We start from the raw sequence: 15058 nt of genomic DNA, 5'->3' as shown, positions 1-15058 counted from the left end.
GGCGCGGCACACGATGCTTGAGCTTCCGCCGCGTCTCATCGAGCAAGTTGACGGTACCCGAGTACCTTCGTCCTGTTCGTAGAGACAGGAGAAGGTCGCCGCTCATGTGTTATAGGCAGAGCATCCTGTTCCGAGATGTTTTTGAGAGTCGCCTCTGCTTTGGCCATGTCGGTGGTCACGCCTTGGTTCCTGGCACGGATCCGAGCCAACACGTGCTTTGCCGGGGCAAACCCATCCGCTGCGGTTGTTTCGAAACAGGTCAGTAGCCGCTTATCAAAGGGCCTGAGGTCTGGTTCCCATCCCGTTTCGTACAGAGTGGAGAGTTCTGCGTGGGCTTCCTCCCCCAACGCCAGACATTCCTTCAGCAGCGTTGGTATCGCGTCGACCACGCGATGCTGTTCGAGTAGGACTTTCCCTAACGATGGTTGATCGCGTCGTTGGCTCATCTCTGGAAAGTCATTCCATAATATGGCGCGATAGGACTCGAATCCTTTGCGCAATTCTGCTTGGTTATGAGAGGAGGTTCTCGGAGCCACGGCATGACGCCGCAATCTCGACAGTGAGTCGGAGGCCGTCTGTTGACCATGTGTGGCTGCTTCCATCCACCAATAAATGGCCAATCCCAGGTTGGCCTCTGTCCCCTGTCCGGTTCTGTACGCCGTGCCCAGCAACACTTGCGCGTGCGGTACGCCACCGATCGCGGCAGCCTCAAGGTGATCCTTGGCTTCATGCCTCTGTCTTGAGGTCTTGAGCAGCAGCGCCAATCGGTAATGTGCGTCGAAAAACGTGGGACGTAGTTCAAGTGATCGCCTAAACGATCGAATTGCAGCGGAGATATCACCAAGTGCGGAGTAAGCCGTTCCCAGACTGTAATGGGCATGGGCCTGATTCGGTTCCAAATGGACGGCTTCCTTCAGAGCGACTGAGGCCGCGCGCCAATCGCGTTTCGCCATCAACAAGAGACCGAGCTGGAGCTGTGCGTGCCCGTCATCGTTCTGGATGGCGACGGCTGAACGAATTTCCTCGATCGCTGCGTCATGATCCCCCAGACGGAGCAGTGCGTCGGCCAGTTTCAACCGGTACTCCGGAACTCCCGGCAGGAGGCGAACCGCCCGGCGCAATGTTTCCACCAGTGATACGGGATCGGCTTGCTCGTTGAATTCAAATGCCGCATTTACCCTTGGGGCAGGGGACCGATCCCCATTAGTGGAGAAATCATGTTCGTTCGCCGAATGGGCTTGAGCAGGAGAGGTGCAGCATATGAGGGTAAGAATCGCCGAAAGTCCGAGCAGGATGCTAAGAACGTCCACCAGTGCGTGGCTCGCATCGTGTGTAACAGCGTGACCCGTATGCGGTGGCCTCTTGGTCGCATGGGGAGTGTGCGGCGAGAACCATGAGCGCCAAGAGTGCTGTTTTGGTCGGTGATCATCGGATCTTGGCTCAAGGGACTGGGTGGGTGACACGCAACGGTTTTCTTGATTCTCACAGAGAGGCCTTGGGTGTAATGCATGAGGTCCCAGATCGTGAGGCGAGAGGGGCGTGAACATCGTTGTACAGCAATCCGTTTGTCGTGCTGTGTCTATCGAGATCGGTTCAACGTGGGAATCGGACGCCCTATCGGAGCGCAGTATACCATCTGTCGACCTGGCGCGGGAGAGTTGGGGTTAGCTGTTTTTCCGGAGAGCGGATCGTACACGATCGATTGTGTATTGAAGCGGTGCCCCTGTGAGAAGGACGGGGGTATGTGGTACGCGCCACACCGGTTCCAAGGGGGCCGGATCATCCGGCAGCCGTGGAATCACATGCCAGTGGATGTGCGGGAGCTGATTTCCCAAGAGTTCATAGTTAATCTTCTTCGCATGGTAGATCTCCGATAACGCATTGGCAACTCGGCTGACTTCTTCGATCAACTGACTACGTTCGGGTGGGGTCAGTTGGAACAGTTCCGTGGCATGCCGACGAAAGACCAGCACCGTCCACCCCGGGAAGAACTGGTCGTCGTGCACATAGGCCTTGGATAATCCAAGATCCTCAAGAAAATGATCTGGACGGGGCCACGTGCTCGTACAGGCGCGACAGGTCGACTCGTTCACGGCTTGTTGGCTTTCTTCCACTCTTCTTCCGTGAGGACGCCCTTCTTAATGAGCAATTGAATCAGTGCATCCATGGTCTTGCGGTTTGCTGTTGCGGCAGGTTCAGACGTTGGCGCGGTAGCGGCCGATCCTCCTAGACGCTTGGCTTCTGGCAATACCCGCTTTTGTCCGAAGACCTTAAATGAGGGGGTAAACACTGCGACATAGTCCTTATTCCTGATTCGTACGATCGCGGGAAGACTGTCCGATTGTGGCGTGAGGTCTGGTGTGGATCCAGAGGGGATATGAAAGTAGGGTTTCCCGTCGTTGGTCTGGCCGTCTTGGCCCACCACATCGAACCGCTTGAGGAATGATTCGCCCGTCAACGCTTCGTGGTCTTCGCCTGCCAGGTTCGTAATCTTCTCGAGCACGATCACCAAAGAATCCCCGGTGATTGTATCAGGCGACAGGTTCCTGACGCTCACGTCGTAGCGGTATTCGCTCGAGAAGTTGTCTCGGCTTTTCAATGTGACGAGGACATGAACGCGTTCCGTGAGATCAGTCAACTGGTCGGGGGAAGCGGAAAAGGTGTCGAGTGGTGCCAGTGCCATGAGGGCAATCCCGATCAGCCCGCAGCGCTGGATCCGAGTCATCATTTCGGTATCGTTCCCGTATCGTGTCTGGTCCGAGCATAGCAGACCCAGGGGTATTGAGCGAGCCGATTTCTCTTCGACGTCGCCTTGACAGGTTCTTCCCCTCGACGATATTCTCGCTCGCATTCGTCTCACCCTAGGAGTGTGCCTACCACGTATGAAACGGTCTGCCCCGATTCGATCCCAAGCGCCAGAGATTTCACGCTCGCTCGTGAAGGCCTTGATGGTGCTGTATGACTATCCTCATCCGCTTGACCCTGATCGAATCATCCGTGGCTACGATCGTCCTCATGCCGTGCGGACGGCAAAGATGTGTGTGGCTGTTGCCGTGCGCTTGGGGCATCCTGACGATCGGGTCCGGCTCTACCATGTTGCCTGCCTGCTGCACGACCTGGGACGTGCCGGTCTAGACCGGCAACTCTTTGGCAGAATCTGGTCCTGGGCCAAGCAGCGGGGCATTCCCACGAGACCTCGTGAATGGCGCGCCGTTCATCCGTATACGCGGTATGGGCGCGAGACGGAGGCCTTCGTATCGCTCTATCGAAAAGACCTCGCTGCGGCAGGTGTGCTCCTGGATCGTTGGGCGATTGAGCAGGTTGAAATGCGGTTGGGGTATGCGAGACGTCTGGCCAGACGATTGCGGACAGTGAAGCCGACGCTCACGAAGCTGGGGGTGGGCTGGCGATCTTGGATGCAACAGGTGATGCTCTACTACTATTATCCGGAGCGATTAGCCAAGGCACAAGCATGGGTCAAGCAATTCGCTGAAATCCTTGTCGCCTGTGAACAATTTGAGGCCTATAGCAACCAGCGGCGAGGGCGTGATTATTATGCTAGGAGCCAAGAGAGCTTGGCGGAGGCGTTTTCGTATCTGGGGAAGCTTCAGCAAGAGGGGATTCTCAGTCATGCGGTCGTTGCTGCCCTGCGAGGAGTGACGGCCGAAGGGGCCTTTGACTCGATTCTTGAGGCAGCGCGCGGTGCGCCGCTGACTCGACAGGACCGCCGGTATCTCCGCAATCTGACCGTCTAGGAGCGTCTGATGGCTGTTCACACTGTCACGCTGACCATTCAAATGGCCGGAGGGACTCAAATCGAAAACGTCACGAAGGTCGTTGTGGCTGCTGTGACAGCGGCAAAGCTTCAGGCAGGCATCGTGACAGTCTTTGTCAAGCACACTACCGCGTCTATGATGATCATTGAGGATGAGCCGGGGATTCGAGCCGACACGCACACATTTTGGGATCGGCTTATTCCCGCGGATCCCAGGTGGCGACATAATACGGTCAATCCCGGGGAAGACAACGGTCATAGTCATCTTCGCGGACAACTCCAAGGGCCTTCCGTCACGATCCCATTTTCCGCCGGTGCTCTGTTGCTTGGAACTTGGCAACAAGTCGTGCTCGTGGATTTTGACACCCGTGCGCGAACGCGTGAGCTGGTTCTGCAGGTTTTGGGTGAATAACTCGCTCGGATATCTTCGCCTGTTTCTCCTCACTCTTCTACTGAGTTCAACGGTTCATGCGGCGGACTGGGGAAAACCGTTGGGAGCCGTCTATGACGGCCCTGAAGGAAGGCCGCGCTCTGTGGTGCCTGCCCCCCAGGAGCTTGGCGCCGATGAACGAACGACGATCACGGTCTTTGAGCGCGCGACGAAGTCCGTGGTGTTCATCGCCAATACTGCGATGCAACAAGATGTTTGGTCGCTCAATGTGATGGAGGTGCCGCAGGGATCAGGCTCGGGATTTATCTGGAGTAAACAAGGACACATCGTCACCAACTTTCATGTCATTTATGGGGCCGATGCGATTAAGGTGACATTGGCGGATCGGAGCGAGCATAAGGCCAAGTTGGTGGGAGCCGATCCTGATCACGACCTCGCGGTGCTGCAGGTACAAAGTTCAGACGGCCAGTTAGAGCCGATGGCTATCGGCTCCTCTCATGATTTGCGGGTCGGACAAAAAGTGCTTGCGATCGGAAATCCATTTGGGCTCGATCATACCTTGACCACGGGGGTCGTCAGCGCCTTGGGCCGAACCATTAAATCGATGTCCAATCGAACGATTGAAGGGGTGATTCAGACTGATGCGGCGATCAATCCTGGAAACTCCGGTGGACCCTTGCTCGACAGTGTCGGGCGATTGATCGGTGTCAATACGCAGATTGTGAGTCCGAGCGGCGCCTATGCCGGCATTGGGTTTGCGGTTCCGGTCGATACGGTCAACCGTATCGTTCCTGAACTGATCAAGCATGGGAAGCTCATCCGTCCCGGGCTGGGAGTGTCGCTCGTGCCGGATGCGATGGCGAAGCGATGGGGGATCAAAGGGGTCATCATCGGTAAGGTCACTCGTGGTGGGCCGGCGGATCGCGCAGGTCTCAAGGGGGCCCGCGAGACGATGATGGGACAGATCCAACTCGGTGACATACTTGTCGCGGTCTCCGGCAAAGCTGTGACCACCATCGATGATCTCATGGATGCACTGGAGGAGCAGAAGGTCGGTGATCAGGTGACTGTCGAAATCCTCCGCGGTAATCGACGCGAAAAAGTGTCGGTGACGCTTCAGGCCGTCAACTAGCAAGGCGGCACTTCAGCACATCGGTATGGTAGGATCAGTGAGCTGGGCATGGTGAAGGTGTATTGATGAGTGATCACGGATCTTTTGATCAGGCAACACCGCAGGGTAGGAGGGATGAATCGTCGCTGAAGACGGGGACAGATCCGCTCGAGTTGATTGAGCAGTGTCTTGCTGCTTTCTCAGAGGGTGACCCCCGCCAAAAGCTGTTGTACAAGCTGCGGCATGCCGTGATGTTGTCTCAAGCGGCTTCTCAGCAACGTGAGTCGGAGTTCAAGAAGGTCAGTGAGGTGGTGGCCAAGCTGACGGCTCCAGCCAACCGTATCGGGATGTTGCTCGATATTCCGGCTCCCGGGCTCGCCCGCATCGTTGTGGGTGGGGCTGAGTATTATGCAAACGTGGACCCCCGCGTGGCTGATGCCGACCTGCGGATCGGCACCCAGATCCTGGTCAATGAAGCGTATGCCGTCATTCGGACGCTGGGGTACGATCGGAATGGTCCCATTTTGAAACTGGCAGAAACATTGCCGGACGGACGGTTGCGGTGTGAACAGGAGATGGGTCGGCAGTCGTTGATTGTGCAGCGTTCGACGGATTTGATCGGCGTCGAACTCAACCCTGGGGACCATATTCGTATCGACCCCAGTCTCCGTATAGCTCTTGAGAAGTTGGTGGATCGGGAGGCCGGCCGCCATGTTCTGGATGAAACGCCGACGATCACCTGGGCGCAGATCGGAGGACAGACCGAGGCTATCACTGCGATCCGCAAGGCGATCGAATATCCGCTATTGCATGCGGAGACATTCGAACGATTCAAGTTTTCTCAGCCCAAGGGGTTTCTGCTCTATGGGCCGCCCGGATGTGGGAAAACGTTGATTGGGCAAGCTGCTGCCGGTAGCTTGGCCAAGCAACTCAGCGAATCAACCCAAGGGGCTGCATCTGACAAGCACAATCGCCCGCCGGTCACGAGTGGGGCATTCCTGCATGTCAAAGGACCAGAAATTCTCAATATGTGGCTTGGGGAGTCAGAACGGATGGTCCGTGATCTCTTTGATCAGGCTCGGGCTCGACGGAAGGAGGGGGCGCTACCCTTCATTTTCATCGATGAGGCAGAGTCGATTTTGGGGACGCGGCGTGCCATGCGTTCCTTCAATATCTCGAACACGCTTGTCCCGATGTTCTGTAGCGAAATGGATGGGATCGAATCGTTGCAGGATGTCGTCATCATTCTGGCCTCCAATCGACCGGACTTGATCGATCCGGCTGTCCTGCGTCCCGGTCGAATCGATCGGAAGATCAAAGTCGGCCGGCCGAACAAGTCTGCCGCTGCCGAGATTTTGAAGGTCTATTTGACGGCGGATCTTCCCCTTGATCCCCAGCTGGTGAAGGATCGTGGCGGTGACCCAGTGCAGGCGGTGGTGTCGCTTGTCGAAGACCTTCTCGAGTCGATCTTTCGTCGAACGGAAGAGACCCGTCTTCTCTCGATCAGGCTTCGAAATGGCCAGAGTACGGTCCTGTACCGCGGCGATCTTGTCAGTGGGGCGATTCTGGCGTCGATCGTCCAACGGGCGAAGGAAAAGGCGATCGATCGTACGGTTCAATCCGGACAGCCGGCAGGATTGCTGGAGGAGGATCTCCGTGGGGCCGTGTCTGAAGAATTCCGAGAAGGTGACATGCTACCACCAGACGATGCGGCCGAGGAATGGCTGAAATTGCTCGATCATCATCCGGAGCAAGTCGTCGGAATTTCATCCTTCCGGCGGGGCCGCCAGACAGAAGAACGGCTCACGAATCAAATCATTTAAAGATGTGACATGTAACAGGTGAAAAGCGAAAGGCTGACTGGATTAGCCGTGTCATCGAGTCGAATCGTCCTTTCACGTTGTACTGTTCACCTCTAACCGGCTATGCGTCTTTTTGGAATTGAAACTGAATACGGTATCACCCGCGATGATGTACCGGAGATGGACCCGGTCGTCGAGTCGATGGAACTCGTGCGTGCACATCTCGCCGCATCGTTCGAGCGGCGTTGGGACTATGCCGGTGAGGATCCACATGAGGATGCGCGCGGGTTTCGAGTCTCCGGCTTGCAACAAGATAGAGAAGAGGATGAGTTTGCACAGCGCGATGCCCATCGTCCTTTCTCGTTCCATGACATGAAGAGTGATCTCGTGTTGCCGAATGGGGCGCGATTCTACAACGACCATACCCATCCGGAATATTCCACGCCTGAATGTCGAACGCTTCGTGATCTGGTGGCCCAGGATCGCGCGGGAGAACGGATTGTGCACCGTGCGGCTCAGCGGCGTAATCGAACTCTTGGGGGCTCGCCTCTGCGTCTGTATAAGAACAATACCGATTTCCATGGCCACAGTTATGGCTGTCACGACAACTATCTTGTTCCACGCTCGATTCCCTTTCCTGCTTTGGTGACGGGTCTTCTCCCGTTCTTGGTCAGCCGACAGGTCATCGCTGGGGCAGGGAAAGTGGGAACCGAGGCGCAGGAGTCTGGATGGGTTCCTGGAGCCTATCAGCTCTCACAACGGGCGGATTTCATGGAAACGGAGTTGGGGGTCGATACGATGCACAATCGGCCTCTACTCAATACCAGGGACGAGCCCCATGCCGATCGTCGAAAATATCGCCGTTTGCATCTGATTATCGGTGATGCCAACATGTGTGAGTATACGACCGCGCTCAAGGTCGGTACAACCAGGCTGGTGCTTGATCTCATTGGCCGAGGGGCCGTGCCTCCCATGGAGCTGGATCAACCGGTGATGGCCGTCAAACAAATCTCGCGTGACCCGGAGATGAAAACGGTGGTTCGTCTGAAAGACGGGAGGAAGTTTTCGGCGTTGGAGCTTCAAACGTACTACTGCGAGGCGGCACGTCAGGAATTAGCCGGATCGGATGAAGAATCGGATTGGTTGTTAAGTGAGTGGGCTGAGACTTTGCACGCATTGTCTCACGACCGTTCTCGGTTAGTGGGAAAACTTGATTGGGTGACGAAACAGTGGCTGCTTGAGACTTTCATGCGGGAGGAACGAATCGGATGGGATGACCCCTGGCTGGCGAGCCTGGACTTGGAGTATCACAACGTCGATCCTGAACAGGGGCTCTATCTTGGATTGGAGGCAGAGGGAAAAGCCTGGCGGATAACCACTGAGGAGGGAGTCGAGGCGGCGCTTCGAAGTGGTCCGAGCGATACTCGTGGTGGGGTGCGCGGCCTCTGTGTACGGCGGTTTTCTGCGCAGATTCAATCGATGCAATGGGAGCGGATACAATTTAACACGAACGTGCGTTCCCAACATCTTGATATGGGAGATCTCTTCGACCCCCAGGAAGTCAGACGATGCGTGGATATCTTCCAACATGCCGGCTCGCCCGCTGATGCACTGGCAACGTGGAGCCACAGAAAGGAGACGGAAACATGATCCACAGTCTTACCCCCGAACGACGAGAAGGGCCAGGAGATCCCATGCCGAAATCTCCCGGTCCCCTGGAAGAAGGAGGGGGACCACGCCGTCCAGAAACCGGATCACCGGACAAGGATAGCCTTCTGAAACGGATGCGCAAGGTTGATCCGAAACAGGCGGAACGATATCGGCAACGGACAGGCCAATAGACTGGTGAGGGATAAGCGTAAGGTGTGAGAGGAGCCAACCGCTCTCCCTTACCCTTCACCCCTACCCCCGGTACTGGAGCGAGGCGAAGGATGCAGGGTGATTTTTACCAGATCTTGAAGGAACAGGGCTACGTATTAGGGATGCCCGGACAAACCGGAGTGGGGCAGGCATTGACCACCGCCACGACGATTCTCGCGTTCAAATATCGCGAGGGGGTGTTGGTGGCCGGGGATCGCAGGGCGACAGCCGGCAACATGGTGATGTACGACCGCACCGACAAGGTTTTGGAGATCGATCGACACAGTGTCATGGCGATTGCGGGGGTTCCCGCGACCGCGTATGAGATGGCGCGTATCCTCGAACATTCGTTTAAGTACTATCGGCGGACTCAACTTCAAGAGCTCAGCTTTGAGGGCAAGCTCCGAGCCCTCTCCAAGCTGCTGAAAGAAAATGTTCCGGCGGCCTTGGCGGGGACGGGGGCTGTCGCCCCGATCTTTGCCGGATATGATGCCGAGCAGGAAGCTGCCAAGATTTATTTCTACGATATCCTCGGGGCGGAGTTTGAGGGGGTAGAGTACGCCGTCTCAGGGTCAGGTTCCCCGACTATTCGCGGCATTCTCCACTATCTGAATACCTGGGGGGAGCAGCCGCTCAGTGCGACGACGGAGGAACAGGCAACTGTCCAGGCGCTGCGATTGCTGACGAGTGCCGCCGAGTTCGATAGTGCAACCGGTGGAGTCAATCGAGAGGCCGGGCTCTATCCGGTTGTGAAACTGATTACCTCCGGCGGTGTGACAACGGTGTCGGATTCACATCTTCGAGCGTTATTTGACTCCAACGTTTCCAAACACGTGTAAGGTCGCCCTTTATGTACGAAGAACCCTATCGGTGGGTCGAAGCGGTCGGGAATCGTCGGCAGTATCTTGATGCGCAGTTTGCGCAGGGGAGCCCGGTTGTCGGCGTATCCTGCGACCAGGGCATTCTCCTGATGACGATGAGCAAAGGCACTCCCAAGTTGTATGAAATCTATGATCGTCTCGCATTCGGGGGAATGGGACATCCGGCCGATCTCGAAAAACTGCGCTTCACGTTGTTGGAGATGGCGCATGTCGAGGGATTCAATCGCTCCGCCTCCGATGTGACGGGGAGTCGTCTGATCAAGTACGGCATCGCTCCGGTCGTCAAACAGGCGTTTGAGGAGGTGTTTAAAGCTCCGTTCATTGTAAAGATCCTGCTGACGGAGTTGAGCCGGAATGCTGGGAAGGACGGCTTCCTCACCATTAACTATGATGGAATGTTCGAAGAGAAGAGCCAGTATGCGGTGCTTGCGGCCACGTCGTCGATTGAGCAACGAATGATGGAGTATCTTCGACAGCAGTCGATGGTGTCCCTGATGGAGGTAGTGGATGTTGCGATTCGTACCTGGGCAGTCGGTGATCGAGCACAGAAACAAGCAGATGAACCCCTGGGGGATCATGAGGATGTGAAGGGGAGTTCAGATCAGCCGGTGACGGACTCTCAGACGCTCCTAGCTCATGTGCATCAATGTATGGCGGATAGATCGATTGAGTGTGCGTTACTTGATCGCCATGTGGCAGGAACCTCCAAGTATCGGACTCTCGGGGCCGGCGAGTTAAGGGCATTGCTTCCCAAGAATCTAAGCTCGGCATTCACGTGATCCTATGTTGAATCGAATTTTTGGTTTGGAGACCGAGTACGGGCTCTTGATCCATGAGGACCGGCCGGACCATTCCCCAGCCTGGTTTGCCCACAAAATTCGAGATCATCTGTTCAATGTCCAGCGTCGAGGTGTGTTGGACCTGCATCATCGGGGCCATGATGAGCCCCCGGGAAACGGGGGATTTCTCACCAACGGGGGGCGAATCTATCTGGATATGGGGCATCTCGAGTATGCCTCGCCAGAGTGTCACTCCCTCACGGATGTTGTGGCATCGGATCGTGCCGGAGATTTTTTAATGCAGCAGGCGATCGAGGCGCTTGGTGTGTCCGATCACGTGTCGTTGATTAAGAACAACATCGATCATGAAACGGATGCGACCTTCGGGTCCCATGAAAACTATCTCGTCTCTCGTCGGTTTCCGTTTTCGAGGCGTGGCTTGGCGCCTCTTGTGACCTTTCTTGTGACGAGACAGATTTTCTCTGGAGCAGGGCGTGTCGGTGCTGCCGCTCCACAGGATGCGTGGATTCAGATGGACCGATTGATTATTCCGCGCACTGCCGTCGGTATTCGGAGTAGTTCGAGCCTGCCGTTTCAAATTTCTCAACGGAGCGACCATATCGTCAATGATTTCTTTGAGTGGGTGCAGCACAATCGCGCGATTGTGAATACGAGAGATGAACCGTTGGCAGATCCCAATGAATACCGACGGATTCATTTGCTGTTGGGCGATTCGAATATGGCTGAGTATGCGACGGCCTTGAAACTGGGTACGACCGGCCTGGTGCTCCAACTTATTGAAGAGGGACATGCTCCTCAGGATTTAGAGATTGATGAACCAGTGGAGGCGCTACAAGAAATCTCCCAAGACCAAGAACGCAACTGGCTCATTCGGCTTCGATCTCAACGAACGATTTCGGCCATCGATATTCAGGAAAGATTTCTCGATTGTGCCGTGCGACATTGTCAGGGACAGGATGAGGAAACTGATTGGGTCCTCACGCAATGGGCGTCGGTACTCAATGACTTGCGCGGGGACTATCAGAAGCTGGTCGGCCGTGTGGATTGGGCGTCGAAACTCTGGCTTTTGGAGTGTTTCAGAGAAGCAGAGCAGTTAGACTGGAACGATCCTCTGCTCAAGAGTTTGGACTTGGAGTATCATAACTTAAATTCCGAAAAAGGACTCTACTATGGGCTTGTGGAGGAAGGGCGAGTCCCGCGTATAACGACTGATGCGTTGATTCGGATGGCGATGGATGAGGCTCCCAAGAATACCCGTGCCTATGGACGCAGTGCATTGGTCAGACACCTCTTGGGAGGCGGAGCTCCTACGGATGCCGATCGACCTGTGACCCCTGATGGGCTCTTTCCTGCCTACGTTATCAATTGGTCTATTTTCCAAGTTCGAGGTCGTGCGCCCTTTCCCATGCAGGATCCATTCAGGACCTACCTGGAGGATGTTCGGGCACATCTCGAACCCATGATCCTCTGAACGGTCCCGTCCAACGTTCGTTGCTATCTGTCGCTTGGGTCTTCTCGGAATAGAGGGGGAGTAAAAGTACCACCCCTCTCAGCTCAACTTGTACAGGTATGCCAGGGTAGGTCTGGGTCGGGTCATAAGATGTGCCTCATGACCTCTTTGGCCGCATCCCATGCAAGAAATCCACGATTCGGTTCTCCGCCCAGTAGGGGTCTTCATCTCGACGCTGGCCTTGGTAGAATCCACAGTGTCCGCCATAGCGAGGTGCAACCACAGCGATCTGGGGGTGCTCCTGAATCTTCGCCTCGGTGAACATGGCGTAGGGGATGAATGGATCGTCTTGCGCAGTGATGATCAGAGTAGGTACCGCAATCCTATCAAGTACATGTCGCGATCCGGCTCGATCGTAATAGTCGGCACCGTCTCGATAGCCGCCGTCTCTAGCGGTATAGCAATCATCAAATTCGCTGATGGTGGTGATATGGGCGAGCTTGGAAAGATCCCATTTCCCTGGGAATAAGGATGCTTTTCTTCGTAAACGCGCTTTCAATCTCGTGACGAAATGACGGTGATAAATCCAATTACGTGGTTCTTCCAGGGCACGGGCGCACACGGTCGGGTTGATGTTCGGGCATACGGCAGCCACTCCGACCAGAGCCGGTTCACTCCGTCCTAACTCGCCGGTGGCTTTGAGTACGAGGTTACCACCCATGGAATAGCCGACTAGCCAGATTCGATCGAGACCGTCGTGGTGAACAAGTTCTTTAACGATAGCCCGGTAATCGCTACTGAGTCCACTATTGTAGAGCGTCGGAGACAGGTGTTCTGTTCCACCACAGGTCCGTTGGTTCAGGCGGATGACGTTGAACCCAGAACGGAAGGCTTTCGCTGCGATACCCAGCATGTATCGCGATTCGCTGGAGCCTTCCAATCCATGAACCAGTACGACGGTGGGAAAGGCCTTGCGGTCGTCTTGCCAATGGCAGAATCCTTGAAGCTGTGACTGTGGTTCAACGGAAAAACATCGCGATTCTTGAGGCAAGTCCGCCAGAGATGTCGCTCTTGGCACGTAGCGGGGTATCAGGGTCATGAGATGAGCATTTCTGAGAGGGATTGGGGCCTGAAAGGACGATGCAAGAGCAAGTATGTGATTCGTCATAGTGTCACGTATGGTACGCTCTGCTCTTGAGGTGGAGGAGCTGTGGTAGCCTTAGCGTCAACCTATTCATGTGTCAAGAAGTAAGACGTTGAGAGCTCAGGTAGACATTCTAACGGGGGGATTATGCTGACGGCTATTGGAGATGTCATGCGGCGTTGTTATGAGAGAGGGTGGATTACGACAAGAGACGGCAACATCAGTATGAAAAAACGGGGAGGGAGATACTTGTACATCACTCCCTCCGGTTGGCGCAAGACGATCGTACATCCGGAGCATATTGTGCGATTGGAGATCGTTACGGATTCTGTCAGCGGTTTGTCGGTACCGAAGGTCAACGAACAACAGAAACCATCAGGTGAACTCTGGATGCATTGGAATCTGCAGCGTGATTCGAAGCGCACACGAACCGTAGTGCATGTCCATGCGACGCATGTGGTGGCCGCCATCTATGCCGGGATCGACCTACAGGTTATCAGTGCCGAGTTTCCTGAAATTTCACGCTATACACGGGTGGGTCGGACGGTTCCTGCATTTCCGGCGCTATCTCGTGCACTGGCTGATGCGACGTCAGAGTGTTTGGGGTTACAGAACGATGGTACGACCGCGTTCGATATTGTAGGACAGTCGAATCACGGTGTGTGTGCGGTGGCTATCGATCCCTGGGCTGCCTATGAGCATATTGAGCGACTGGATCACATTTGCGAAATTGTCTTGAAGAGTGGAGTAGCCGTACGAGCAAAGGTGGATTCATCGGTTTCAGTCTAAACCGGAAGTACCATGAGCTCTGCTCCGATCTCAGATGGGATTTTAGGCTTCTCAGTAGATGCCTTTTGGTGAAAGAGGACGTTCCTAATTTCTTAGTGCTGCGTCCGTGCGTGGGCTATTATTGCATATGAATCGGGTGTTCTAGTAACACTATAGCTAAGCCCTTCATCAGTGATAGGCTTTTACGATGTTGTCGATGGCCACGTGTTCCTGATACGCCCTACGCTTCTTGAGAGCAGCGAAATCATGCTCGATGGGGTTGAGGTCGGGAGAATAGGGCGCGAGAAACAGCAGGGTCGCGCCCGTTGCTGCGATGAGCTGCGCCGTTTCGGATGACGTATGCAATGCGGCGTTGTCCATGATCACGAGATGGTGGGCGTTCAGACGCGGGAACAGCCGCGTCTTCAGCCAGGTGTTGAAGACCCCCGTATCGCACGTACCGTCGAACAGCAAGGGCTCTGCCAATCGTCCCTCCCTGCGAGCAGCGAGGAGTGACGTGCGGGGCCGTCGATGCCCGGAGACCAGGCCGTTCACACGCTGGCCTTTGGGTGCATACCCATGCCGCCGCGCCGTCGACGACACAAACCCGCATTCATCGATGTACACGGGGTAGTTGCCGCGGCGTACGAACCGCTCGCGAAGACGGAGAAACTGCTTGCGCCGTAGGGGGTCGCGTTCGGAATACCCCCGTCTTTTTTTTATGGGCCACCCCCAACTTGCGCAGCGCGTTCCAGATACAGTGCCGGGAGACTCGGAAATGCCGTGCCCGTTCCGCTTGCGTCCAATCGGGATGGGCCTCCACATGACAGCGTAACTGCTCCCAACCCAGCTTGCGGGGCTGGCGAGGGTCGGGACGCTGGTAGGTCAGGCCGCCGGGGCTTGAGCCAGCGGTACATGCTCGCCTCACCGACCTTGAACCGCCGAGCCGCTTCGGTCCTGCTGCTTCCACCGCGAACAAACTCCACAACCCGTTGACGCAAATCTGTTGAGCATCTCATCCCATAGGATCGCACACGTCTCCCGTCAATAGCGATCAGTAATTGAGGGCTTAGCTA

General features: G+C 55.7%; 16 protein-coding genes and 1 pseudogene. 10 read left to right on the top strand and 7 right to left on the bottom strand.

Annotation, left to right across the window (positions count from 1 at the left end):
- Positions 1-35: 35 nt before the first annotated feature.
- From ACYX34_RS18665 to ACYX34_RS18655, 3 genes are all read right to left on the bottom strand, one after another.
- Positions 36-1310: a tetratricopeptide repeat protein gene (locus tag ACYX34_RS18665; RefSeq protein WP_462078082.1), complete on the bottom strand. Its 1275-nt coding sequence runs from the start codon at positions 1308-1310 to the stop codon at positions 36-38.
- A gap of 354 nt (positions 1311-1664) precedes the next feature.
- Positions 1665-2114, bottom strand: a complete 450-nt coding sequence (locus ACYX34_RS18660; RefSeq protein WP_462078081.1) for an HIT family protein — start codon at positions 2112-2114, stop codon at positions 1665-1667.
- A complete protein-coding gene (locus ACYX34_RS18655; protein ID WP_462078080.1) occupies positions 2090-2728 on the bottom strand; it encodes a hypothetical protein in 639 nt (212 codons plus the stop codon). Before ACYX34_RS18655 ends, ACYX34_RS18660 begins: the two co-directional genes overlap by 25 nt.
- Before the next feature lie 154 nt (positions 2729-2882).
- Here ACYX34_RS18655 and ACYX34_RS18650 point away from each other — a divergent pair, with 154 nt between their 5' ends.
- The 9 genes from ACYX34_RS18650 (at position 2883) to ACYX34_RS18610 (ending at position 12091) form a co-directional block, all read left to right on the top strand.
- Positions 2883-3755 carry a hypothetical protein gene (locus ACYX34_RS18650; protein ID WP_462078079.1) on the top strand — a complete coding sequence of 291 codons (873 nt, stop codon included), beginning with the start codon at positions 2883-2885 and terminating at the stop codon, positions 3753-3755.
- 9 nt (positions 3756-3764) lie between these two features.
- Entirely contained in the window at positions 3765-4187 is a 423-nt protein-coding gene (locus ACYX34_RS18645; RefSeq protein ID WP_462078078.1) for a secondary thiamine-phosphate synthase enzyme YjbQ, read from the top strand.
- Positions 4180-5298 (top strand): S1C family serine protease, encoded by a 1119-nt coding sequence (locus ACYX34_RS18640; protein ID WP_462078077.1) that lies wholly within the window; start codon positions 4180-4182, stop codon positions 5296-5298. The genes ACYX34_RS18645 and ACYX34_RS18640 overlap by 8 nt, the downstream gene beginning before the upstream one ends.
- Positions 5299-5363: 65 nt before the next feature.
- A complete protein-coding gene (locus ACYX34_RS18635; RefSeq protein ID WP_462078076.1) occupies positions 5364-7100 on the top strand; it encodes an AAA family ATPase in 1737 nt (578 codons plus the stop codon).
- Positions 7101-7202: 102 nt separating this feature from the next.
- Complete coding sequence (locus ACYX34_RS18630) at positions 7203-8729, top strand: proteasome accessory factor PafA2 family protein (protein WP_462078075.1); 1527 nt, start codon at positions 7203-7205, stop codon at positions 8727-8729.
- Positions 8726-8920: a ubiquitin-like protein UBact gene (locus ACYX34_RS18625; protein ID WP_462078074.1), complete on the top strand. Its 195-nt coding sequence runs from the start codon at positions 8726-8728 to the stop codon at positions 8918-8920. The genes ACYX34_RS18630 and ACYX34_RS18625 overlap by 4 nt, the downstream gene beginning before the upstream one ends.
- 90 nt (positions 8921-9010) lie before the next feature.
- Positions 9011-9778, top strand: coding sequence for a proteasome subunit alpha (locus ACYX34_RS18620; protein WP_462078073.1), 768 nt, complete (start codon positions 9011-9013; stop codon positions 9776-9778).
- Between the two features lie 11 nt (positions 9779-9789).
- Positions 9790-10599, top strand: a complete 810-nt coding sequence (locus ACYX34_RS18615; protein ID WP_462078072.1) for a 20S proteasome subunit A/B — start codon at positions 9790-9792, stop codon at positions 10597-10599.
- 4 nt (positions 10600-10603) lie between these two features.
- Positions 10604-12091, top strand: a complete 1488-nt coding sequence (locus ACYX34_RS18610) for a proteasome accessory factor PafA2 family protein (RefSeq protein WP_462078071.1) — start codon at positions 10604-10606, stop codon at positions 12089-12091.
- Between the two features lie 136 nt (positions 12092-12227).
- Here ACYX34_RS18610 and ACYX34_RS18605 read toward each other — a convergent pair whose 3' ends face one another.
- On the bottom strand, positions 12228-13169 hold the full coding sequence (locus tag ACYX34_RS18605; protein ID WP_462078070.1) for a YheT family hydrolase: 942 nt from the start codon (positions 13167-13169) through the stop codon (positions 12228-12230).
- A gap of 192 nt (positions 13170-13361) precedes the next feature.
- Here ACYX34_RS18605 and ACYX34_RS18600 point away from each other — a divergent pair, with 192 nt between their 5' ends.
- Positions 13362-14003 (top strand): class II aldolase/adducin family protein, encoded by a 642-nt coding sequence (locus ACYX34_RS18600; protein ID WP_462078069.1) that lies wholly within the window; start codon positions 13362-13364, stop codon positions 14001-14003.
- A gap of 168 nt (positions 14004-14171) precedes the next feature.
- On the opposite strand, the gene ACYX34_RS18595 is transcribed toward ACYX34_RS18600, so the two are convergent.
- From ACYX34_RS18595 to ACYX34_RS18585, 3 genes and pseudogenes are all read right to left on the bottom strand, one after another.
- Positions 14172-14705 (bottom strand): IS630 family transposase, encoded by a 534-nt coding sequence (locus tag ACYX34_RS18595; RefSeq protein ID WP_462078148.1) that lies wholly within the window; start codon positions 14703-14705, stop codon positions 14172-14174.
- The gene (locus ACYX34_RS18590) at positions 14596-14910 is read right to left on the bottom strand and encodes an IS630 transposase-related protein (RefSeq protein WP_462078068.1); all 315 of its coding nucleotides are present in this window, start codon (positions 14908-14910) and stop codon (positions 14596-14598) included. Before ACYX34_RS18590 ends, ACYX34_RS18595 begins: the two co-directional genes overlap by 110 nt.
- Positions 14891-15001, bottom strand: a pseudogene (locus tag ACYX34_RS18585) (IS630 transposase-related protein); the annotation flags it as partial. The pseudogene ACYX34_RS18585 and the gene ACYX34_RS18590, both read right to left, overlap by 20 nt.
- Positions 15002-15058: the final 57 nt, after the last annotated feature.

The sequence above is a fragment of the Nitrospira sp. CMX1 genome, assembly GCF_054902215.1.
Note: the sequence above shows the minus strand (reverse complement) of the source record. Positions and strands in the feature narration are given on the sequence as shown.

What these genes read in the sequence shown, in the direction of transcription:
- ACYX34_RS18615 (WP_462078072.1), top strand. Translation starts at nt 9,790, where the DNA reads ATGTACGAAGAACCCTATCGGTGGGTCGAAGCGGTCGGGAATCGTCGG.
- ACYX34_RS18600 (WP_462078069.1), top strand. Translation starts at nt 13,362, where the DNA reads ATGCTGACGGCTATTGGAGATGTCATGCGGCGTTGTTATGAGAGAGGG.
- ACYX34_RS18610 (WP_462078071.1), top strand. Translation starts at nt 10,604, where the DNA reads ATGTTGAATCGAATTTTTGGTTTGGAGACCGAGTACGGGCTCTTGATC.
- ACYX34_RS18650 (WP_462078079.1), top strand. Translation starts at nt 2,883, where the DNA reads ATGAAACGGTCTGCCCCGATTCGATCCCAAGCGCCAGAGATTTCACGC.
- ACYX34_RS18655 (WP_462078080.1), bottom strand. Translation starts at nt 2,728, where the DNA reads ATGATGACTCGGATCCAGCGCTGCGGGCTGATCGGGATTGCCCTCATG.
- ACYX34_RS18620 (WP_462078073.1), top strand. Translation starts at nt 9,011, where the DNA reads ATGCAGGGTGATTTTTACCAGATCTTGAAGGAACAGGGCTACGTATTA.
- ACYX34_RS18645 (WP_462078078.1), top strand. Translation starts at nt 3,765, where the DNA reads ATGGCTGTTCACACTGTCACGCTGACCATTCAAATGGCCGGAGGGACT.
- ACYX34_RS18635 (WP_462078076.1), top strand. Translation starts at nt 5,364, where the DNA reads ATGAGTGATCACGGATCTTTTGATCAGGCAACACCGCAGGGTAGGAGG.
- ACYX34_RS18605 (WP_462078070.1), bottom strand. Translation starts at nt 13,169, where the DNA reads ATGACCCTGATACCCCGCTACGTGCCAAGAGCGACATCTCTGGCGGAC.
- ACYX34_RS18630 (WP_462078075.1), top strand. Translation starts at nt 7,203, where the DNA reads ATGCGTCTTTTTGGAATTGAAACTGAATACGGTATCACCCGCGATGAT.
- ACYX34_RS18625 (WP_462078074.1), top strand. Translation starts at nt 8,726, where the DNA reads ATGATCCACAGTCTTACCCCCGAACGACGAGAAGGGCCAGGAGATCCC.